The sequence below is a fragment of the Pseudomonas sp. R45(2017) genome, assembly GCF_002112305.1.
GTDB classification, from domain to species: Bacteria; Pseudomonadota; Gammaproteobacteria; order Pseudomonadales; family Pseudomonadaceae; genus Aquipseudomonas; species Aquipseudomonas paraglycinae.
Map to the genome: position 1 here is coordinate 1 of NZ_NEHH01000004.1, position 22,147 is coordinate 22,147.

Consider the following 22,147-nt stretch of genomic DNA (forward strand, 5'->3'; position numbering starts at 1 on the left):
GTGCCGGCGGGCTGGGGGTGTCCTACTACAGCAACGGCGGCAATGGCGGCACGGCCACCAACGGCACGATTTCCATTGGCGGCGGCGGTGGCGGCGCAGGCTGGGACAAGGTCGGCGGCGCCGGCGGCAATGCCGCCGGTGGCATTTACAATGCTTCGACCGGCACCCTGAAAATCGTCGGCACCTCGGTCATCAGCAACAACCTCGGTGCGGGGGGCGGCGGTGGTGGTGGCGGCGGACTGGGCAGCAATGCTTCCAACGGCGGCATCGCCGGGCGCGGCGTCGGCGCCATCTGGAACCAGGGCGGCGCGGTGCTTATCACGGCGGCCAACTTCGCCGCCATCAGCGGCAACGCCGCAGGCAGCGGTGCCGGTGGTACGGCATCGGGTGGTGGCACAAACGGTACTTCACCGGCCGCTGTCTCGGCGATCTACAACAACGGCGGCACGCTCAACACCGCCTACGTGGAGCCGCCGACCGCGACTATCGTGATGGCCGACACGGCCCTGAAAATCGGCGAAACCTCGCTGGTGACCATCACCTTCAGCCGGGCGGTGACCGGGTTCACCAACGCCGACCTGACGATTGCCAACGGCACGCTGACATCAGTGAGCAGCAGCGACGGCGGCCTGACCTGGACGGCGACCTTCACGCCGACCAACAACATTACCGACAGCACCAACCTGATCACCCTCGACAACACCGGGGTGACCGCGATCAACGACGGCGTGGCGGGTGTCGGCACGACCAACTCCGTCAACTACGCCATCGACACCGCGCGGCCGACCGTGACCATCGTGATGTCCGATACGGCGTTGAAGATCGGCGATACGTCGCTGGTGACTTTCACCTTCAGTGAAGCGGTGACCGGTTTCACCAACGCCGATCTGTCTATCGCCAACGGCACGTTGAGCGCAGTAAGCAGCAGCGACGGCGGCATCACCTGGACCGGAACGTTCACCCCGAGCGCCAGCATCAGCGATACCACCAACCTGATTACCCTGGACAACACCGGTATCGCCGACCTTGCCGGTAACGCCGGCACCGGCACCACCGATTCGGTCAATTATGCGATCGATACCGTGCGGCCGACGGCAACCATTGTGGTGGCCGACACCAATCTGGCGGCCGGTGAAACCTCGCTGGTGACCATCACCTTCAGCGAAGCGGTCAGCGGCTTCACCACCGCCGACCTGACCGTGGCCAACGGGACCCTGAGCGGTTTGAGCAGCAGTGACGGCGGCATCACCTGGACCGCCATGCTGACGCCGACCACCAACATTACCGACACCACCAACCTGGTCACCCTGGATAACACCGGGGTTGTCGATCTCGCCGGCAACGCCGGCAGTGGCACCACCAATTCCAACAATTACGCGATCGACACCGCGCGTCCGACCGCGACCATTGTGGTCGCAGACACCGCGCTGAAAATCGGCGAAACCTCGCTGGTAACCATCACCTTCAGCGAAGCGATCACCGGTTTCACCAACGCCGACCTGACCATTGCCAACGGCACGCTGACTGCCGTGAGCAGCAGCGACGGCGGCATTACCTGGACGGCGACATTCACGCCGACCGCCAGCATCACCGACGCGACCAACCTGATCACGCTGAACAACACCGGCATCGCTGATCTGAACGGCAACGCCGGCAGCGGCACCATCGACTCCAACAACTACGCCATCGATACCGTGCGCCCGACCGCGACCATCGTGGTGGCCGACAACAACCTGCGGATCGGTGAAACCTCGCTGGTGACCATCACCTTCAGTGAAGCGGTCAGCGGTTTCACCAATGCCGATCTGACGATTGCCAACGGCACCTTGAGCGCAGTCAGCAGCAGCGACGGCGGCATCACCTGGACGGCGACGTTCACCCCGAGCGCCAGCATCACCGATACCACCAACCTGATCACCCTGGACAACACCGGCATCGTCGACCTGGCGGGCAACGCCGGTAGCGGCACCACCGATTCGAACAATTATGCGATCGATACGGTGCGGCCAACCGCGACCATCGTGGTCGCCGACAGCAACCTCACTGCCGGCGAAACCTCGCTGGTGACCATCACCTTCAGCGAAGCGGTCAGCGGTTTCACCAACGCCGACCTGACGATTGCCAACGGTACGCTGACCGCCGTGAGCAGCAGTGACGGCGGCATCACCTGGACTGCGACGTTCACGCCGAACGTGGGCGTCAATGACGCGACCAACCTGATCACCCTGGCCAATACCGGCATCGCCGACCTTTCGGGCAACACCGGCAGCGGCACGACCAACTCCAATAACTACACCATCGACACCGTGGTGCCGACCGCGACCATTGTCGTGGCGGACTCCAGCCTGAAAATCGGCGAAACCTCGCTGGTGACCATCACCTTCAGTGAGGCCGTGACCGGTTTCACCAACGCCGACCTGACCATCGCCAACGGCACGCTCAGCGCGGTCAGCAGCAGCGACGGCGGCATTACCTGGACGGCCACGTTCACGCCGACCACCAGCATCACCGACGCCACCAACCTGATCACGCTGGACAACACTGGCGTGCAGAACCTGTCGGGCAATGCCGGCAGCGGCACCACCGATTCGAACAACTATTCAATCGACACGGTGCGTCCGACCGCCACCATCGTGGTCGCCGACACGGCGCTCGGCGTCGGCCAGACCAGCCTGGTGACCATCACCTTCAGCGAAGCCGTGACCGGTTTCACCAACGCCGACCTGACGATCGCCAACGGTACGCTGAGCGCGGTCAGCAGCAGCGACGGCGGCATCACCTGGACGGCGACGTTCACGCCGGCGGCGGGCATCACCGATACCACCAACCTGATCACCCTGGATAACACCGGCATCACCGACCTGGCAGGCAACGCCGGCAGCGGCACCACCGATTCCAACAACTATGCGGTCGACAGTCAGCGTCCGACGGCGACCATCGTCATGAGCGACATTGACCTGCGTCCCGGCGAAACCGCGCTGGTGACCATCACCTTCAGCGAGGCGGTGACCGGTTTCGACAACTCTGACCTGAGCGTCGCCAACGGCACGCTGAGCAATGTCTCGTCGAGCGACGGGGGCCTCACCTGGACGGCCACCTTCACGCCGAACATCGGTGTCAGCGACCTGACCAACCTGATTGTCCTGAACAACACCGGTATCACCGACCTGGCCGGCAACACCGGCACTGGCACCACCAACTCGGCCAATTACCAAGTGCAGACCCAGGTGCCGACTGCCACCATCGTGGTAGCCGACCCTGCGCTCAAGGCCGGGGAAACCTCGCTGGTGACCATCACTTTCAGCGAAGCGGTCAGTGGGTTCGACAACAGTGACCTGACCATCGCCAATGGCACGCTGAGCAACGTCAGCAGCAGTGACGGCGGCATCACCTGGACTGCGACGTTCACCCCGACTGCCAATGTCACTGACGCCACCAACCTGATCAGCCTGAACAATGCCGGAGTGACCAGCGTCTCAGGCAACAGCGGTATCGGCACCACCGATTCCAACAACTTCGCCATCGACACCGCGCGGCCAACCGCCACCATTGTGGTTGCCGATAACCGCCTCGGTATCGGTGAAACCACCACCGTGACCTTCACCTTCAACGAAGCGGTGATCGGGTTCGATCTGGGGGACATCAGCGTCGCCAACGGTTCGTTGTCAAACCTGAGCAGCAGCGACGGCGGCGTGACCTGGACCGCAACCTTCACGCCGACAGCCAACGTCAACGATCCGACCAACCTGATCCTGATCGACACCGGCGGCGTCCAGGACCTGGCCGGCAACCTCGGGGCGAGCATCGCCATCTCCAACAACTACATCCTCGACGCGACCCGGCCGACGGTGAACATCGTGGTCGCCAATCCGAATCTGGGCATCGGCCAGAGCACCACGGTGACCTTCACCTTCAGCGAGGCGGTGAGCAATTTCGACCTGTCCGACCTGAGCGTGACCAACGGTGACCTCAGCAACCTGACCAGCAGTGACGGCGGCAAGACCTGGACCGCGACTTTCACGCCGACCGCGAATGTCACCGACCCGAGCAACTTCATCGCGCTGGACACCAGCAACGTCACCGACCTTGCGGGCAACGCCGGCAGCACGGTGGCGGTGTCGAACAACTACGCCCTCGACAGCGAACGGCCGACCGCGACGGTGGTGATCGCCAATCCGAACCTGGGCGTCGGTCAGACTTCGCAGGTGACCATCACCTTCAACGAAGCGGTGAGCGGTTTCGACCTGTCGGACCTCAGCGTAGCCAACGGCACTCTGTCCAACCTGAGCAGCAGCGACGGTGGCAAGACCTGGACCGCGACCCTGACGCCGAACGCCAACGTCAACAGCGCCAGCAATGCGATCAGCATCAACACCGCCGGGGTCAGCGACCTGTCGGGCAACAGCGGCAGCAGCGTCAGCAGTTCCGGCAATTACGTGATCAACACGGTGCCTGTGCCTCCTGTGACACCGACTACTCCGTTGATCGTGGTGACACCGGATCCGGAGTTCCGCAGCAGCGATCCGGTCGCGCCGCCGCCACCGCCGAACGTTCCGCTGCAGCCGATCGTCTTCACCGCGCCCACTGGCGACCTCGGTTCACCGCTGACTTTCGCGCCGTTGTTCGAGCAACGGGTGATCGGCAACGGCATCCGCCCACTGGGGGATATTTTCATTAATCGCGGTGCGCTGAGCCCGAGCTTCATTGCCCAGGTGTTCACCAGCAGTGACAACGGCGGTGACGGCTCCGGTCATGGCTTCCTCGGGTTTGGCGGTGGCGATGGCGGGGTGTTCGGCAGCAGCACGCTGTCGAGCCTGTTCAATCAGGACAGCAGCGCCGAGCGTGATTCGCTGAATGCCTTCGGCAGCCAGTCGATCAAGGGCGGCGATATTTCCCAGGGCCTGCGCGGTGTGTTCGGCGCGCCGACCCTTGGCCAGCAACTGCAACAGATCAAGGACAGCGAGCAGCACCGGGTCGACAACCTGGCCGCCGCACTGCAACAGGTCGGCATCAGCGAAATGCCGGCCTGACAACACACAACAACTCACATATGTGCGGGACCTAGGGGCGATCCAGGGATGAAGAAAAGTCAGAAGTTGTTCGGCGCCAGCCTGCTGGCGCTGGCGATCAGCGGATGTGCAGTGACCAGTGAACCGATCGAACGCAGCGTCAGCGAGCAACGGGCCAGAGCTGACCTGCAGAGCATGTACAAGGGCCAGGAACCGCTGAGCGGTCCGCTGACCCTGCACCAGGCCATGGCCCGCGCGGTGAAATACAACCTCGAAGGCCGCTTGAAAATCATGGAGGAAGCGCTGGCCAAGCGGCAGCTCGACCTCGCCAGTTTCGACATGCTGCCGCGCATGGCGCTGGACGCCGGTTACGTCGGGCGTAACAACGTCAGCGCCTCCAGCAGCCAGAGTGTGCGTACCGGCACTCAGTCTCTGGAACCGTCGACCTCTCAGGACCGCGACCGCGACGTCGCCGACCTGACCATGGTCTGGAACGTCCTCGATTTCGGTGTCAGCTACATCAGCGCCAAGCAGCAGGGCGACCAGCGCCTGATCGTTCAGGAGCGCCGGCGCAAGGTGATCAACACCATCGTTCAGGACGTGCGCTCGGCCTATTGGCGGGCGATGGCTGCCGAACGCCTGCTCAAGCAGATCGACAGCCTGATGGCGCGAGTCGACACCGCCCGCCGCAACAGCGAAAGCATGAGTGAACAGCGCATCGGCGATCCGGTGCAGTCGCTCGGTTACCAGCGTTCGCTGATCGAGGCGACCCGGCAACTGGAAGAACAACGCCGCGCGCTGTCGCTGGCGAAAACCGAACTGGCGACCCTGATCAACCTGCCGCTGGGCACCAACCTGACCTTGGCCACCGATGACGGTTACCGGATCCCGGAACTCAAGGTCGATCTGAGCAAGCTCGAACAGGAAGCCCTTACCAGCCGCCCGGAACTGCGCGAGCAGGACTACCAGACCCGGATCAGCGCCGCCGAAACCCGCAAGGCCATGCTGCGTCTGCTGCCGGGCCTGGAGTTCTCCGCCGGCGGGCACTACGACAGCAACTCGTTCCTGGTCGAACAGGGCTGGGCCGACTACGGCGTCAAAGTCACCTGGAACCTGTTCAACGTGATCTCTGCCCCGGCGGCTATCGATGTGGCGAAGGCCGGTGAAGAAGTCGCTGCTGCACGCCGTCAGGCGATGTCGATTGCGGTGTTGGCGCAGCTCTACGTGGCCAATGCCAACTATCAGGAGGCGCTGCGCCAGTTCAAGACCAACCAGCAACTGTCGGACATCGACGGGCAAATTATCGGTCAGTTGCGTAACCGTCGTCAGGCCGACGGCATTGGTGAGCTGGACCTGATTCAGGGCGAGCTCAACACCTTGCAGGCCGACTTGCGGCGTGACCTGTCTTACGCCGATCTGCGCAATGCCTATGGCCAGATCTTCGCCAGCGCCGGCCTCGATCCGCTGCCGGATCAGGTGCAGTCGACCGAAGTCCAGTCGATCGCCACCGCCCTGGCCAACCGCGAAGCCGCGTGGGCCTCGGGGGATATTTCGCTGCCGGTGGCCCATGCCGCCGCGCAGTGACGTATTGGCGCCGACTGCCAGCATCAGCCGTGCCCAACGCGAGGCCCGCAACGGCCATCGCGGCACGGCGATGCTGCTGACCGGTTTGCCGGCGGCGGGCAAATCGACCCTTGCCCAGGCGTTGCATGCCGAGTTGTTCAGTCGTGGTCTGCAAAGTGTGGTGCTCGATGGCGATGGCCTGCGCGTCGGGCTCAACCGTGACCTGGGTTTTACCGATGCCGACCGCCTGGAAAACATCCGCCGCGCCAGTGAGCTGGCGGCGTTGCTGGTGGAGAACGGGCAGATCGTGATTCTGGCGATGATCGCGCCGTTGGCGGAACTGCGCGAGGTGTTTGCCCGTCGTTTGGGCGAGGACTATCGCGAGGTCTGGTGCAGCGCCGCGCTGGCGGTGTGCGAGCAGCGCGATCCGAAAGGGCATTACGCCCGGGCCCGGCGTGGCGAGCTGGCCGGGTTCACCGGCGTGTCGGCGCCTTACGAGGCACCGGCCCAGGCTTCGCTGGTGCTCGACACCGGCACGCTGACGGTCGAAGCCTGTCTCGACCGGTTGCTGACCTGGCTCGGCGAATCCGCGGTGTTGCCCAAGGCATGAGCCGGCCGGCGTTCTCACGGTTGCCAGTGACGGTGGATCTGCCGTTGCTGTTGCAGGCGCTGGCGGCGATTGAAGACGCTGCCTGGCGCGGTCATTTCAACACCGCTTATTTCGCCGGCGACTGGAGCGGCGTGGCGCTGATTTCCGCCGCTGATGCGCTGACCGAACTGTCCCCCGGCAGTGCCGAACCCGTACGACGCGCCACTTGGCTGAATGATGGTCGCTGGCAGCAGGCCCTGCGGGATCTGCCGCTGGAAATCGTCAGTGCTCGGTTGTTGCGACTGGGCCCGGGCGGGCAGATTCATGAACATCGCGACTACGACCTTGAGGGCGTGGACGCCGATTTGCGCCTGCACATTCCGCTGCTCAGTCCGCCTGCCGTGGACTTCTGGCTCGACGGCCAGCGGATGCCGATGGCGAAGGGAGAATGCTGGTTTCTCGATCTCGCCCGACCGCATCGGGTCGACAATCGCGACAGCACGGTTCGGGTTCATCTGGTGCTCGATTGCCGCCCCGCGCCCTGGCTGGAGCAGATGATTGTTGACGGTTTGCCGAGCACTCCGCTGCCTGATGGCGCGGAGACGGCGCTGCAGCGATTTCAACGGTTGCTGGTCACGGATCCGTTGCTGTCCGCAACGTTGCAGGCATTGCACGACCCCGAATCATTCACCGTCCAGACGCTGGCGTTGGCCGCTGAACGAGGCCTGCATTTTTCCCGTGAGGAACTGCTGGCGGCGATGCGCAATGGTCGTCGGTCATGGAACGAACAATGGCGTCTGTGAATTTCGACGGCTGGTTACCGATCCGCATCTGGAAAACCGTCGGGCAATGGCAGGTCGACTGGTGCTGGTTTGGCGACACATCGCTGCATCAGCCGTTCTTTCGTGAAGCCGTCGAAGACGCGTTGCGCCTGCCGTTCAATCAGGCGTTCCGCCGGCAAACGCCCTTGTCGGCGCTCATGGATTGGCAGGCGCTCAGTCCGGGTCTGCCGCCGAGTGCCTTCATCCTGCACGCCTCTCGTTGCGGCTCGACGCTGATCAGCCAGATGCTTGCCCGGCTCGACGATCACATCGTGGTCTCGGAGCCGCCGCCCCTCGATGCCTTGCTGCGTAGCGATCTGCCGGACGAAGAACGCCGCGCGGCCATCGCCGGATTGCTTTCGGCGTACGGTCAGCGTCGGTGCGGTACGGAGCAGCGGCTGGTGATCAAGCTCGACGCCTGGAACATCGGCGAATGGCCGTTGCTGCAGGAATGCTTTCCCGATACGCCTTGGCTGTTTGTCTATCGCGATCCGCTGGAAATCGCCGTCTCGCACCTGCGCCGCCCCGGCCTGCACATGGTGCCGGGCGCGCTCGGCGATTGTGTGCTGGACGATGATTTGCCCTTCGAGGGGCGTGAGGACTTCATCGCCCGGCGCCTGGGGCGTCTGCTGGAGGCCGGGTGCGTGCATTGTCGTGACTCTGCCGGGCTGGCGGTCAATTACAGCGAATTGCCCGACGCGATGAGCGGGCGGCTGGCGCGGTTTTTCAAGCTGAGTGCCGCGCAGTGTGAACAGGCGATGGCGGCGACGGCGCAGCACGCGAAGCAGCCGTCACAACCCTTTGTCGTCGATGGCGAACACAAGCGGCGCGAAGCATCGGCGCTGTTGCAGGCACGGATCGAAGATTGCGCCCGTGCGTCCTATGCCGCGCTGGAACGCTTGCGCGCACTCACGATTTCGCCGACAGATCCGCCATCCCCTTGAGCAGTTCGATCGGCAACGGAAACACGATGGTCGAGCTCTTGTCGCCGGCAATCGAACTCAAGGTCTGCATATAGCGCAGCTGCATGGCGCCGGGCTGGCGGCCGAGCATTTCGGCGGCCTGCATGAGTTTTTCCGAGGCCTGCAATTCGCCTTCGGCGTGGATCACCTTGGCTCGCCGTTCCCGTTCGGCTTCGGCCTGTTTGGCGATGGCGCGCACCATCGATTCGTTGAGGTCGACGTGCTTGATTTCGACGTTGGCGACCTTGATCCCCCAGGCGTCGGTCTGGGCGTCGAGCACTTGCTGGATGTCGATGTTCAGGCGTTCGCGTTCGGCCAGCAGTTCGTCCAGCTCATGTTTGCCGAGCACCGCACGCAGGGTGGTCTGGGCCAGTTGGCTGGTGGCCATGAGGAAATCCTCGACCTGGATGATCGCTTTCTGTGGGTCGAGCACGCGGAAGTACAGCACCGCGTTGACCTTCACCGACACGTTGTCGCGGGTGATCACGTCCTGTGGCGGCACGTCGAGGACGATGGTGCGCAGGTCGACCCGAACCATTTGCTGCACCACCGGAATCAAAAGGATCAGCCCCGGCCCCTTGACCTGCCAGAAGCGTCCGAGCTGGAACACCACGCCGCGTTCGTATTCGCGCAGGATGCGGAACGTCGAACCGGCCAGGGCGATCAGCAACAGCAGCAGCGCGACAAAACCGATTTGCAGACCCATGATCACTCTCCGAGCGGTGCCGCGTCAGTCGCGGCCACTTGCAGCAACAGACCCTTGCGCCCGACCACGCGCACCGGTTGCCCGGTGTGCAGCGGCGTGGCGCTCAGCACCTGCCAGCGTTCTCCTTGTAATTGCACCCAGCCGTTGCGGCTGTCTTCCGGTTGCACCACCGTCACCGCCGTGACACTGCCGAGCAGGCCGGCATCGCCGCTGACCGGTTGGCGCGGTCGGGTTTTCAGGGCGCGGATCAGCAATGCGATCAGCAACAGGGCGCTCACCAACCCGAGGCCGATCATCATCGGCACCGGCAGTTCGGCGTTGCTCAGGATCAGCGCGCCGATCACGAACATGACGATACCGCCGAGGCCGATCAGCCCGTAGTTGGGCAGCGCGGCTTCGGCGATCAGAAATGTGATGCCCAAGGTAATCAGCCACAGGCCGACCGGACTGACGGCGGTAAACGGACCGTCCGCCGCAACCACCGATCCACTCAGCAGCAACAGGGCAAGCGCACAGCAACGGATGTTCACGTGACCCTCCGCGAGAGTCAGGACTTGTTCTTACAGTCTAGTTGAGGCTGCGGCTGGATGATTTTTAACCAGTTTGCCCGCCCCGCCAGTGGGCGGATTTCCCGGTGTTCGCGGCCCGCCGGACTAGACTTTCAAGGACAGCCACAGCGTTTCATTACCGTCCGCCGCGCAGCGTCGGCGGGCACCGAGGTGCATCATGCGTATGGCCAAGAAAGTGCAGAGCAGCCTCAACCGGGCGCAATGCGAATATGACATCGTCACCCACCCGCACTCGTCCAGCAGCCTGGAAACGGCGCGGGTCTCCGGGATTGCCGCAGAGCGGGTGGCCAAATCGGTGATCCTGGACGACCGTCACGGGCACTACCTGATGGCGGTGCTGCCCGCCAGCCGCCACCTGGACTTGAGCAAGGTGCGCAGCAGCGGCGAATGGCAAATCACCCGCGAAAGCAATCTGGCGCACATTTTCGACGACTGCGAACGCGGTGCCGTACCGCCACTGGGCGATTCCTACGGCCTGGACATGGTCATCGACCCGCTGCTGACCCGGCAGAAAGACATCTACCTGGAAGCCGGCAACCACAACAACCTGCTGCACATGAGCATGCCCGAGTTCCTGAAAATGGTGCCGCATGCGCAGGTGCGGGAGTTGAGTCAGTAGGTTTGCGGCGTTTTTGACGACGCTAATCGCGAGCAGGCTCGCTCCCACAGGTCCTGCGCTGAGCCTGTGGGAGCGAGCCTGCTCGCGAAATTCTTGCATCCACTGAATCTTCAAAGGACCAGAACAATGGAAAACCCGACGCACAGCCTCCCATCCCTGTTCAAGCAACTCGGCCTGGACAACGACCCGGTCAGCATCGACCAGTTCATCGCCACCCATTCCCCGCTCAAACCGGAACTGCACCTGTGCGACGCGTTTTTCTGGAGCAAAAGCCAGGCGGATTTCCTGCGCGACGAGATTCTCGATGATGCGGATTGGGCGGAGGTGGTGGATCAGTTGGATGTGATGTTGAGGAAGGGGCGGGGGTAATTATCAGCTTGCCGTTCGTAAGCTGAATCGACTCATCCGGTTGCCAGTAATGCTTCCTTAGACCAGAATTACGACCTCAATTGAGGTCTTTTATTATGCAAAGTGTTCTGGCCGATATGGCTGTCAGTGTTTCTGAACTGAAAAAAAACCCCTCCGCAGTGCTAAACGGCGCGCACGGAGGAGCAGTCGCTGTCCTGAATCACAACCGGGTCATGGGCTACATGGTGCCGGCTGACGTTTACGAAGCCATGATGGAGCGGCTCGATGATCTCGAGTTGGCAGAAATCGTTCGTTCTCGCAGTCACGAGACTCCCATACCGGTAAGCCTGGATGACCTATAAGCTCGAATTTCTGCCTTCCGCTCACAAAGAGTGGAACAAACTGGGTCATACGCTGCGTGATCAATTTAAAAAGAAGCTGGCTGAGCGTCTTGAGCGTCCGCGTATTCCGGCTGACTCGCTCCACGGCATGCCTGATTGCTACAAGATCAAACTCAAAGCGTCCGGTTATCGACTGGTTTACCAAGTGATCGAAGAGCGGGTGGTTGTCTCGGTAGTCGCCGTGGGTAAGCGCGAGCGAAGCGACGTCTACGAAAACGCGAAAAGACGTTGAGTTGAAGCACGCAACCCAATTTGTTTCAAAACTTGACTGAATTTCCCCACCAATGCGATATTGATAGTTAGCAAACTAACAGTGTGTGCATTCCCTCGTGCCGAATAACCTCGACGCTCTCCAGATGAACATCAGCAGTGCCATGGTGGTGGCCGCCAGGCATTGGCGGAAGATCTGCCAGACCACGCTGGTCAATTATGGAATCTCCGAAGCCTGCGCCGTCCCGTTGTTGATGATCGGGCGGCTGGGCGAGGGTGTGCGCCAGGTGCAGGTGGCGCAGGCGGCGGGGATGGAGTCGCCGTCGCTGGTACGCCTGCTCGATCAGTTGTGTCACGCCGGGTTTGTCTGCCGCACCGAAGATGCCCAGGACCGTCGCGCCAAATGCCTGAGCCTGACCGACACCGGCCGTGAGCTGGTGCAAGCGGTGGAGGCGCAACTGGTGCGTCTGCGTCATGAAGTGCTCGAAGGCATCGACCAGCGCGATCTGGAGGCTACGCTTCGAGTACTGAGAGCTTTTGAGGCGGCCACTCCGCCAACGGTGATCAATCCGTGAACGGGTTCTTTTCCGGCATGCCCCCGGCGCGGGACTGGTTCTATGGGGTCCGCACGTTCGCGGCCTCGATGACTGCGCTGTACATCGCCCTGCTCATGCAGATGCCGCGCCCTTACTGGGCGATGGCCACGGTGTACATCGTTTCCAGCCCGTTCCTCGGCCCGACCAGTTCCAAGGCGCTGTATCGGGCGATCGGCACGTTTCTCGGTGCGGCGGCGGCGGTGCTGTTCGTGCCGATGTTCGTCCAGAGCCCGTATGTGCTGGTGGTGGTCATCGCCTTGTGGACGGGGATTTTGCTGTTCCTGTCCCTGCACCTGCGCACCGCCAACAACTACGCGCTGATGCTGGCCGGCTACACCTTGCCGCTGATCGCCCTGCCGGTGGTGGATAACCCGCTGGCGGTGTGGGACGTGGCCGAGTCGCGGACTGAAGAGATCTTTCTCGGCATCGCCGTGGCGGCGGTGGTCGGCGCGATGTTCTGGCCACGACGCCTGGCGCCGGTGTTCAACGACGCCGTGGGCAAATGGTTCGCCGACGCCACGACCTACAGCCTTAAATTCCTCAACCGCGACGTGCAGCCCGAAGAGGTCGCAGCCCTGCGCATGGCGATGGTCGGCAGTTTCAACAGCCTGGAGTTGATGATCGGCCAGTTGCCGCACGAGGGTGCGCGGCCGCAGACGGTGCGCAACACCAAGGAACTGCGCGGGCGGATGATCCATCTGCTGCCGGTGATCGATGCCCTTGAAGATTCGCTGTATGCCCTCGAACGGCGCACGCCCGAGCTGGTGGAAAAATTCGCCCCGCTGCTCACTGCGACCCGCGAATGGCTCGGCCACAAAGACGCCGATCTGGAACGCTGGCAAGCGCTGCGGGATCAGCTCGAAGCGCTGCAACCGAGCGCCGAAGCCCTGGAAGATCGCAAACAGTTGCTGTTTTCCAACGCGCTGTATCGCCTCGGCGAATTCATCGATCTGTGGCAGGACTGCCGCAGTCTGCAGGACGCAATCCTGTGCGAGCGCCAGGACAGCTGGCGCGCGGTGTATCGTCACTGGCGCCTCGGTCGCCTGACGCCATTCATCGACCGCGGGCTGATGCTGTATTCGGTGGCCTCGACCATTCTGGCGATCATCGTTGCCTCGGTGTTGTGGATCCTGCTGGGCTGGACCGACGGTGGCAGCGCGGTGATTCTGGCGGCGGTCTCGTGCAGCTTCTTCGCCTCGATGGACGACCCGGCGCCGCAGATCTACCGGTTCTTTTTCTGGACCGGGATGTCGGTGCTGTTTGCCAGTCTGTACCTGTTTCTGGTGCTGCCGAACCTGCATGACTTTCCGATGCTGGTGCTGGCGTTCGCGGTGCCGTTCATCTGTGTCGGCACCCTGACGGTGCAGCCACGCTTCTACCTCGGCATGCTGCTGACGCTGGTCAACACTTCGTCGTTCATCAGCATTTCCGGTGCTTACGACGCGGACTTCTTTGCCTTCGTCAATTCCAACCTGGCGGGCCCGATCGGGTTGTTGTTTGCGTTTATCTGGACGCTGATCGCCCGGCCGTTCGGCGCCGAACTGGCGGCCAAGCGCCTGACCCGTTTCAGCTGGAAAGATATCGTCAGCATGACCGAACCGGCCAACCTCGCTGAACACCGACAGCTTGGCGTGCAACTGCTCGACCGCCTGATGCAGCACCTGCCGCGTCTGGCGCTGACTGGCCAGGACACCGGCATCGCCATGCGCGAAGTGCGCGTGGGGCTGAACCTGCTCGACCTGCTCGCCTACACACCGCGAGTGACGGGCGCGCCCAACGCGTTGCTCAAGCAAGTGGTGGCAGAGGTGGGCGAGTATTTCCGGGCCTGCCTCAAGGCCGGCGAACGCCTGCCGGCGCCCAGTGCCTTGCTGATGACCATGGATCGCACCCGCCGCGCGCTCAACGGCCACGGCGATGAAGAAACCCGGCTCAACCTGTTGCACGCCTTGAGCGGTTTGCGCCTGGCGCTGTTGCCCGGCGTGGAATTCGTTTCCAACGCAGAGCCCGAAGAACCGCTGCCCGAAGGAGCGCCCCTATGATCGGTGATCTGGACATCAGCGGCATTTTCCTGCCGACCCTGCTGGTGTTGATGGGCATCACTTATGTGCTGTTTGTGTTGGTACACGGCGTGCTCACACGCCTGCATTTCTACCGTCTGGTCTGGCACCGGGCATTGTTCAACGTGGCTCTCTACGCCGTGATGCTGTACGGCGTGGATTCACTCAGTCGATACCTGATGACATGAAAAAACCGTTTCTGACCCTCGGTCGCGTCGTCCTGACGCTGCTGATCGTGACTTTCGCCGTCGTCGTGGTCTGGCGCATGGTGATGTATTACATGTTTGCGCCCTGGACCCGCGACGGCCACATTCGCGCCGACATCGTGCAGATCGCCCCGGACGTGTCCGGGCTGATCCAGCAGGTCGAAGTGAAGGACAACCAGTTGGTGAAGCGCGGCCAGGTGCTGTTCAGCATCGACCAGGACCGTTTCAAACTGGCGCTGCGCCAGGCTAAGGCCGCGGTAGCCGATCGCGAAGAAACCCTGGCTCAGGCGCAGCGTGAAGCCAAGCGTAACCGTGGTCTGGGCAATCTGGTGCCAGCCGAACAGCTGGAAGAAAGCCTGTCGAAAGTGGCCCGAGCGCAATCGGCCCTGGCCGAAGCGCTGGTGGCGGTGGACAGCGCTCAGCTCAACCTCGACCGCTCGGTGATCCGCAGTCCGGTGGACGGCTACGTCAACGACCGTGCGCCGCGTTCGCAGGAGTTCGTCACCGCCGGGCGTCCGGTGTTGTCGGTGGTCGACAGCAATTCGTTTCACATCGATGGCTATTTCGAAGAGACCAAACTCGACGGCATCCACATCGGGCAGTCGGTGGATATCCGCGTGATCGGCGACCGCGCTCGCCTGCGCGGGCACGTCGAAAGCATCGTCGCCGGTATCGAAGACCGTGACCGTTCGAGCGGCAGCAACCTGCTGCCCAACGTCAATCCGGCGTTCAGCTGGGTGCGACTGGCGCAGCGGATTCCGGTGCGCATTGCCTTCGACGATGTGCCGGATGACTTCCGCATGATCGCCGGGCGTACCGCCACCGTGTCGATCATCGACGATCAACCGCAGGAGCCCACGCAATGAACAGGGCTCTGATGATCGCCGGACTGGGCATGATGCTGTCGGCCTGCTCGATGGTCGGGCCGGATTATCACGTGCCCGAAGACGCGGCGATCCAGCGCAAGGATTTCCAGGGCGACCTGGCGGTGGCCGGCAAACCGGTGGTGTCGGCCCCGGTGCCGGCGGACTGGTGGCGGCTGTATCAGGATCCGCGTCTGGATCAACTGGTGCAGCAGGCCATGGCGTCCAACACCGATCTGCGGGTGGCAGCGGCGAACCTGTCGCGGGCCCGTGCGCAGGTCGATGAAGCCGAGGCGGCCGGTGGCTGGAGCGGCGGCGTGAAGATGGGCGCGCAACGCTTGCAGGAATCCGGCGAGGCATTCCTGCTGCCGGAGAAAGTGCCGGTGGCCAACATCGGCGATATCGGCATCAGCGCGTCCTACCAGTTCGACCTGTGGGGCACCCTGCAACGCGGGATTGAAGCGGCGAAGGCCAACGCCGACGCGACCCAGGCCGCTGCCGATACCGCGCGCATCACTCTGGTCGCCGACGTGGTGCGGGCCTACACCCAGGTCTGCGCGGCGAACGAGGAGCGGGAAATCGCCCAGCATTCCCTCGACCTGCAATCCCAGAGCACCACCCTGATCCAGCGTCTGCGCGATGCCGGGCGCGGCGACGAAACCCAGGTCACCCGTTCGCAGACCCAATTCAAATCCCTGCGCGCCGACATGCCGCGCTATGAGGCGGCGCGGCAGGCCGGGTTGTTCCGTCTGTCGATGCTGCTGGCCAAGCCTGTCGATCAATTGCCGGCCGGCACCGCGACCTGCGCCGAACTGCCGAAAATCGCCCAGTTGGTGCCGGTGGGCGATGGCGCTGCGCTGCTCAAGCGTCGGCCGGACATCCGTCAGGCCGAGCGGCGTCTGGCGGCTGCGACGGCTGGTATCGGTATCGCCACCGGCGAGCTGTACCCGGACATCAGCTTCGGCGCGACGATCGGTACTGTCGGCATTCTGGACAACCTTGGCAAACCGTCCACCAACCGCTGGGGCTTCGGCCCGTCGCTGAGCTGGAGCGTGCCGACCAACGGCGCCCGGGCCCGAATCCGCGAAGCCGAAGCCACGACCCAGGGCGCGCTGGCGCATTTCGACGGCGTGGTGCTCAACGCCATCCGCGAAACCCAGACCGGCCTGTCCCAGTACTCCGCGCTGCTGCAACGCCGCGATGCGCTGGCCGATGCCGAGCAGTCGGCGAAGCTGGCGGCCGACCAGACGCACCGCTTCTTCCAGGCCGGCCGCGAGTCATTCCTCGCCGACCTGCAGGCCACCCGCACCTACACCGACGTCACTGCGCAACTGGCCGCCGCCAACACCCAGGTTGCCATGAGCCAGATCGATTTATTCCTTGCCCTGGGTGGCGGTTGGGAAAGCGGACGAACGCAAGCCTCGAGCGCCAGCAAACCCTGAGGCCGTTGCTATGCTTTGAAGTATTGAAAGGGCGCCCCGAACCAGGCGCCTTTTCAGTGCACATCGCTAGCGCAGGTCTAGGGGAAACCAATAATGAAAAACCCTTACGCTCTCGGCTTCTGGTGCGCCCTGGTAGCCCTGGTGCTGCTGTCGGCCACCTATTTCTACGGCATCATGCTGGCCCACCAGATCGACAAGGCAATGGTCTTCCTCGACAGCACCGTGGCGCTGATCGCGGTCATGGCGATCGTGGTCGTGGCGTCGGCGCTGGTGCAGACCCAGCGACTCAAGAAACGCCAGCTCGAGCAAAGCAAGACATTGCTGCTGATCTGGGACACCAAGGTCGCGCTGCGCAAAGTCGAAACCGTATTCGACCGCTACTTCTGGGGCGGCTACTGGCAGCCGGGGCGTACCTTCGCCGAAGTCATGGGCGAGCTCACCGGCACGCCGCTGGAAAAAAGCCTCGAAGCCTTGAAAAAACAATGTCTGGCCCTCGACCGACAAGTCGCCGGCGACGGCTGGCACTGGCTCAACAACGCCCGCGAACTGTCGGACGTCGCAACCGCCATGGCCCGCGAGCGTTATCAACTGGACTTCTGCGACCCGCGCAGCGACGGGCCGGGCGGGACGGTGATCGACCGGGATTTCGAAGTGCTGGTGTACACCTGGACCGCACGGCTGAAAAGCTTCGACCATCAGCTCGATGAGATCGAGGTGCAATATTCCTGATCATTAAAAGATCGCCGAACCCGGCGATCTTTTTGTTTGTCCATGTCTCGTGGACATTCTTAAACCTTTAAACATTGGGCCGCGTCGCACTGCCAGTGCTAATCTCCACCGCTAAATTCAGCGGAGTCGCGCCACGGCCCGGTCACGGGTTCAGGGAAGACGACCACACTTTCAGCCACGGAAATCGATCAGGTCATTCATGAATAAATCAGCAGGCGTGCTTCTCGGAATTGTTGTGGCCATTGGCGCCATCAGCGTAGGCGGGGCCTGGTACACGGGCACCAAAATCGAAGGCGTGCTGAACAATGCCGTCGCCAACGCCAACAGCGAGTTGCAGACCGCCATGGCCGGCTCCAACGGCAGTGCATCGCTGGAGCTGGTATCGCTTGAGCGCAACACCTTCAGCAGCACCGCGCACTATCGCCTCAAGGGCGAGGGTGAAATGTTCGGCGAGGCGCCGGTCGAGCTGCTGTTCGTCGATCACATCGAACACGGCCCGTTGCCGTTCTCGCGTCTGGTGTCGCTGAAATGGCTGCCGGTCATGGCCACCAGTCACTACGAGCTGGAAAAGACCCCGATCACCGAAAAATGGTTTGCCGCCACCAAGGGCGCGGCGCCGCTCAAAGGTGTGGTCAACATCGGTTACGACCAGTCCACCACCGGTAACCTCGAACTGCTGCCACTGGAAACTGCGCTGGATGACAAGTCGAACCTGAAGTTTTCCGGCCTGAACATGGACATTTCCGCCAGCGCCCAGGCCCAGAAGGTCAAGGCCGACGGCTACATGGACAGCCTGCGCCTGACCACGGTCGCCGAAGACCAGACCCCGGTGCAGATCGAACTCAACGGCCTGACCCTGGCCAGCAACCTCGCCAAGAGCACCTACGGCTACTACACCGGCGAGAACACCCTGGAGCTGACCAGCAGCAAGACCACCTTCGGCGCCAAACAGTCGGTACTGGGCGTGAAGAACTTCGAGATGAAGAACCGCACTGAAGAGAACGGCAGCAACGCCTCCGGCCGTGCCGACTACAAGGTTGCTGAAGTAACCCTCAACGACAAGAAGATCGGTTCGGCCAACCTGGCCATGAGCCTGAAAAACCTCGACATCCCGTCGGCCATGTCGCTGATGCAGATCTACCAGACCAAGCTGCAGCCATACGAAAAAGCCGCTGCCGAAGCCACCGCCGCCGGCCTGCCGGCACCGGAGCTGAACCTGACCGAGGCCGAGTCGACCCAGGTCAAGGCCGACCTGCAGAAACTGCTGGCAGCCGGGCCGCAGTTGGCACTGGAAGACCTGTCGCTGAAAACCGCCAACGGCGAAAGCCGGGCGAATCTGGTGCTTGATCTGACCAAGCCTGCGTCGATGGACCTGCCACCGGATCAACTGGGCAAACAGTTGATCGCGCTGCTGGACATCAATGTGTTGGTGTCCAAGCCGATGCTGGTCGATCTGCTCAGCGTCCAGGCGCAAATCGATGGCCAGACCGATGCCAAGACCATCGTCGACCAGGCCAGCGCTGGCGCCGACATGTTCGCCGGCATGGCCGTTGGTTCGCAGTTGGCGACACTGGATGGCACCAACGTTGTCACCAAGCTGCATTACGCCGCCAATCAGGTTGAATTCAACGGCCAGAAGATGACCGTCGAGCAGTTCGTGGGCTTCCTGATGAGCAAGTTCGGCAGTATCGAACAGCCTCAGTAAACGCCTCGCGCGTCACCGAAACGCCCGGCCTCTGCACCCGCAGACGCCGGGCGTTTTGCTGTCTGGCATCCGGGTTAACGGTTAGCCGGGGCCAGTCATCGTCACGAATCTGAACAATTATTGTGTTCTGAATATTGATCTACGCTTGCGTGCAAGACTGCTTGGATAAGCTTGGCTGAGCGTTTTTTGCTTGGCCTCCGTTACGAAATGGGCAAGGGGGGGCGTTGCTACCCGGCTGGCCATGTAAGGATGCTGACGAATGCCGCGTATTGATGTTCCTGTATTACATCGTGGTTTACGCCCTTTGTTTCGAGTCGCGCTGTGCAGCCAGTTGCTCTGGCCGGCGTTCGCGTTCGCCGACATGGCCTACGATCAAATGGTGCTCGACGCCCGGGCCGGGCATTACACGCCCGCGCTGACCGTTTTGCGTCAGGTACCGCCGGCCCAGGCCACCACCGGCCAGGTCAGCGATCACCTGCAAATTGCCGGTTGGGCCGGGCTCGACGCCGAAGTGGTGCAGGTCTACGAGACTCAGGGTCGTGGCCGGGCACTGCCGGTTCAGGCGCTGACCGCCACCGCCCGGGCCTACCGCAACCTCAAACGCTGGGATCAGGCGATCGAGGTCTACAACAAGGCCCTGACGCTGGAGCCGGACAACGCCGACCTGCAACTCGGTCTGGCGCTGACCCAGGCCGATTCCGGCAAGCCTGACGAAGGCGTGATCCGCGCCCGTTCGCTGGTCGCCGCCAAACCCGATGATCCTTCCCGCCGACTGGCGCTGGGCTACGCCCTGAATCGCGCCGGCAAGCCGTACGACGCGCTGTTCGAATACGACCAGGCTTTCGTTCGCGCCGGCAACAAACCCGAGGTCGCTCGCGAATACGTGGTCGCCCTGCAAAAGGCGCGTCTGCCGGAGCCGGCACTGCGGCTGGCCAAACAGCGTCCAGGGCTGATCGATCCCGTCACCTTGCGCCGTCTTGAAGGCGATCTGGCTGCGGAACGCGTGCGACTCGCCGAACTGGCCACCCGCAGCGAAAAAGAACGCTACGTGATCGCTGATCGCGCCCTGGCCGACTACGACCAGTTGCTCGCCACCTGGACTCCGGACGCCACTGCCCACGACGACGTGACCCGCTGGCGCATCGACCGCATGGGCGCGCTCAAGGCCCGGGCGCGCACCGCCGAAGTCATCAGCGAATACCAGAAGCTGCAAGCCGAAGGCGTGAAGATCCCGACCTACGCCCTGCGCTGGGTGGCGGCGTCCTATCTGGATCAGCGCCAGCCGGAAATCGCCACCGATCTTTACCGTCAGGTGCTGGCAGCGCCGGACGCCGATGTCGGCGACCGACTCGAAGACACCACGGCGCTGTATTACGCGCTGCTGGAAAGCGACCGCGCCGAAGAGGCGCGCAAAGTCGCTGAAGATCAGGCCAGGGCGCAGAAGCCGCGCGTCGAACTCAAGGGCCTGCCGATCGGCAACCCCAACGACGAATGGATGGACGCCCAGCAACTGGCGGCGCAGGCCGGAACTTACGGTTCCGACCTGCCCCACGGCGAAGAACGTTTGCAGACCCTGGTGGATCAGGCGCCGGGCAACATCGGCCTGCGCCTGGCCCAGGCCGATCTGTACCTGGCCCGTAACTGGCCGCGCCGCGCGGAAAACCAGCTCAAGGAAACCGAGAGCATCGCGCCGCGCGACATGGGCCTCGAAGTCGCGCAGGCCCGCACCGCCATGGACTTGCAGGAATGGCGGCAGATGGATGCGCTGACCGATGACGTGGTGGCGCGCTTTCCTGACAACCGTCAGGTCCAGCGTCTGGCCCGTGAACGCGAAGTGCACGACATGTCCGAGCTGCGCGTCGAAGCCTATGGCGGCAAGGCCAACGGAGGCAGCGGTGGCGATGCAGGCGCGGTCACCGGCAGCCGGGATTTCGGCATCCAGACTACCCTTTACAGCCCGCCGATCGATGAAGACTGGCGGGTGTTCGCCGGGGCCGGATACGCCACCGGCGATTTTGCCGAAGGCACCGGCCACCACCGCTTCCAGCGTGTCGGTCTGGAGCGTCGCACCCGCGACATGACCCTTGAAGCCGAGGTGTCGAATCATTCCTATGGTTTCGGTGACAAGCAGGGCGCGCGTCTGGCGATTGCCCGCGACATCGACGATCACTGGCAATACGGCGGCAGCCTCGAATACCTGTCGGCCGAGACCCCGCTGCGGGCTCTCAACAGCGACATCAAGGCCAACGGCGGCAGCGGTTTCATCCGCTGGCGCGCCAACGAGAGCCGCGAGTGGCGGCTGGCGGTCAGCCCGTCGCACTTCAGCGACGGCAACAATCGCGTCGAAGCCTTGCTGACCGGAAAAGAGGGCGTCTACAGCGCGCCGAACCTGCAAGTCGACGCGGGCCTGGAAGTGGGCACCAGCCACAACTCCAAGTCCGATGACGTGCCGTACTTCAACCCGAAGTCGGACTTCAGCGTCATGCCGCTGCTGAACGTCAATCACGTGCTGTACCACCGCTACGAAACGGTATGGAGCCAGCAATTCCAGGCCGGCGCGGGGACTTACAGCCAGCGTGATCACGGCACCGGCGGCATGGCATTGCTCGGTTACGGCCAGCGCTACGCCTGGAACGACGTGTTCGAGGTGGGCGGTTTGTTCAGCGTGATCAACCGGCCCTACGACGGTGACCGGGAAACCGATCTGCGTCTGCTCGTCGACCTCACTTTCCGCTTCTAGAAGAGTTTGAAG

19 protein-coding genes are annotated in these 22,147 nt (G+C 63.0%); 17 read left to right on the plus strand and 2 right to left on the minus strand.

All coding sequences use genetic code 11. From position 1 onward, the window contains the following. The 5 genes from CAF74_RS10105 to CAF74_RS10125 form a co-directional block, all read left to right on the plus strand. Positions 1-5,030, plus strand: a 5,030-nt coding sequence (locus CAF74_RS10105; RefSeq protein WP_085746275.1) for an S-layer family protein, incomplete at its 5' end; no start/stop codon positions are given. A 48-nt stretch (positions 5,031-5,078) separates the two neighbouring features. Further along, positions 5,079-6,593, plus strand: coding sequence for a TolC family protein (locus CAF74_RS10110; RefSeq protein WP_085746276.1), 1,515 nt, complete (start codon positions 5,079-5,081; stop codon positions 6,591-6,593). After that, positions 6,577-7,182, plus strand: a complete 606-nt coding sequence (gene cysC / locus CAF74_RS10115) for an adenylyl-sulfate kinase (RefSeq protein ID WP_041475101.1) — start codon at positions 6,577-6,579, stop codon at positions 7,180-7,182. Before CAF74_RS10110 ends, cysC begins: the two co-directional genes overlap by 17 nt. Next, a complete protein-coding gene (locus tag CAF74_RS10120) occupies positions 7,179-7,964 on the plus strand; it encodes an aspartyl/asparaginyl beta-hydroxylase domain-containing protein (protein ID WP_085746277.1) in 786 nt (261 codons plus the stop codon). Before cysC ends, CAF74_RS10120 begins: the two co-directional genes overlap by 4 nt. After that, on the plus strand, positions 7,952-8,926 hold the full coding sequence (locus tag CAF74_RS10125; RefSeq protein ID WP_085746278.1) for a sulfotransferase family protein: 975 nt from the start codon (positions 7,952-7,954) through the stop codon (positions 8,924-8,926). The genes CAF74_RS10120 and CAF74_RS10125 overlap by 13 nt, the downstream gene beginning before the upstream one ends. Here the strand turns inward: CAF74_RS10125 and CAF74_RS10130 are convergent. Both CAF74_RS10130 and CAF74_RS10135 read right to left on the minus strand, forming a co-directional pair. After that, entirely contained in the window at positions 8,892-9,650 is a 759-nt protein-coding gene (locus CAF74_RS10130; RefSeq protein WP_007957673.1) for a slipin family protein, read from the minus strand. The two genes, CAF74_RS10125 and CAF74_RS10130, sit on opposite strands and share 35 nt — an antisense overlap. Before the next feature lie 2 nt (positions 9,651-9,652). After that, entirely contained in the window at positions 9,653-10,180 is a 528-nt protein-coding gene (locus CAF74_RS10135) for an NfeD family protein (protein ID WP_085746279.1), read from the minus strand. Positions 10,181-10,376: 196 nt separating this feature from the next. On the opposite strand from CAF74_RS10135, the gene CAF74_RS10140 reads away from it, so the two are divergent. From CAF74_RS10140 to pgaA, 12 genes are all read left to right on the plus strand, one after another. Next, the gene (locus CAF74_RS10140) at positions 10,377-10,838 is read left to right on the plus strand and encodes an aminoacyl-tRNA deacylase (RefSeq protein WP_007957669.1); all 462 of its coding nucleotides are present in this window, start codon (positions 10,377-10,379) and stop codon (positions 10,836-10,838) included. A gap of 126 nt (positions 10,839-10,964) precedes the next feature. Then, positions 10,965-11,207, plus strand: coding sequence for a DUF2789 domain-containing protein (locus CAF74_RS10145; RefSeq protein WP_039773016.1), 243 nt, complete (start codon positions 10,965-10,967; stop codon positions 11,205-11,207). Between the two features lie 95 nt (positions 11,208-11,302). Continuing rightward, on the plus strand, positions 11,303-11,548 hold the full coding sequence (locus CAF74_RS10150; RefSeq protein WP_039773014.1) for a type II toxin-antitoxin system Phd/YefM family antitoxin: 246 nt from the start codon (positions 11,303-11,305) through the stop codon (positions 11,546-11,548). Continuing rightward, positions 11,538-11,819: a type II toxin-antitoxin system RelE/ParE family toxin gene (locus CAF74_RS10155; RefSeq protein WP_039773012.1), complete on the plus strand. Its 282-nt coding sequence runs from the start codon at positions 11,538-11,540 to the stop codon at positions 11,817-11,819. The genes CAF74_RS10150 and CAF74_RS10155 overlap by 11 nt, the downstream gene beginning before the upstream one ends. A gap of 124 nt (positions 11,820-11,943) precedes the next feature. After that, a complete protein-coding gene (locus CAF74_RS10160) occupies positions 11,944-12,372 on the plus strand; it encodes a MarR family winged helix-turn-helix transcriptional regulator (protein WP_011331882.1) in 429 nt (142 codons plus the stop codon). Continuing rightward, positions 12,369-14,432, plus strand: coding sequence for an FUSC family protein (locus CAF74_RS10165; protein WP_085746280.1), 2,064 nt, complete (start codon positions 12,369-12,371; stop codon positions 14,430-14,432). Before CAF74_RS10160 ends, CAF74_RS10165 begins: the two co-directional genes overlap by 4 nt. Beyond that, the gene (locus tag CAF74_RS10170; RefSeq protein WP_007957657.1) at positions 14,429-14,638 is read left to right on the plus strand and encodes a DUF1656 domain-containing protein; all 210 of its coding nucleotides are present in this window, start codon (positions 14,429-14,431) and stop codon (positions 14,636-14,638) included. The genes CAF74_RS10165 and CAF74_RS10170 overlap by 4 nt, the downstream gene beginning before the upstream one ends. Further along, positions 14,635-15,522, plus strand: a complete 888-nt coding sequence (locus CAF74_RS10175) for an HlyD family secretion protein (protein ID WP_085746281.1) — start codon at positions 14,635-14,637, stop codon at positions 15,520-15,522. Before CAF74_RS10170 ends, CAF74_RS10175 begins: the two co-directional genes overlap by 4 nt. Next, positions 15,519-16,961, plus strand: a complete 1,443-nt coding sequence (locus tag CAF74_RS10180) for an efflux transporter outer membrane subunit (protein WP_085746282.1) — start codon at positions 15,519-15,521, stop codon at positions 16,959-16,961. The genes CAF74_RS10175 and CAF74_RS10180 overlap by 4 nt, the downstream gene beginning before the upstream one ends. A gap of 93 nt (positions 16,962-17,054) precedes the next feature. Then, positions 17,055-17,690, plus strand: a complete 636-nt coding sequence (locus CAF74_RS10185; RefSeq protein WP_085746283.1) for an NADH:ubiquinone oxidoreductase subunit N — start codon at positions 17,055-17,057, stop codon at positions 17,688-17,690. Positions 17,691-17,889: 199 nt separating this feature from the next. Next, on the plus strand, positions 17,890-19,395 hold the full coding sequence (locus CAF74_RS10190; protein ID WP_085746284.1) for a YdgA family protein: 1,506 nt from the start codon (positions 17,890-17,892) through the stop codon (positions 19,393-19,395). Positions 19,396-19,654: 259 nt separating this feature from the next. Further along, a complete protein-coding gene (gene pgaA / locus CAF74_RS10195; RefSeq protein WP_085746285.1) occupies positions 19,655-22,135 on the plus strand; it encodes a poly-beta-1,6 N-acetyl-D-glucosamine export porin PgaA in 2,481 nt (826 codons plus the stop codon). Positions 22,136-22,147 lie beyond the last annotated feature (12 nt).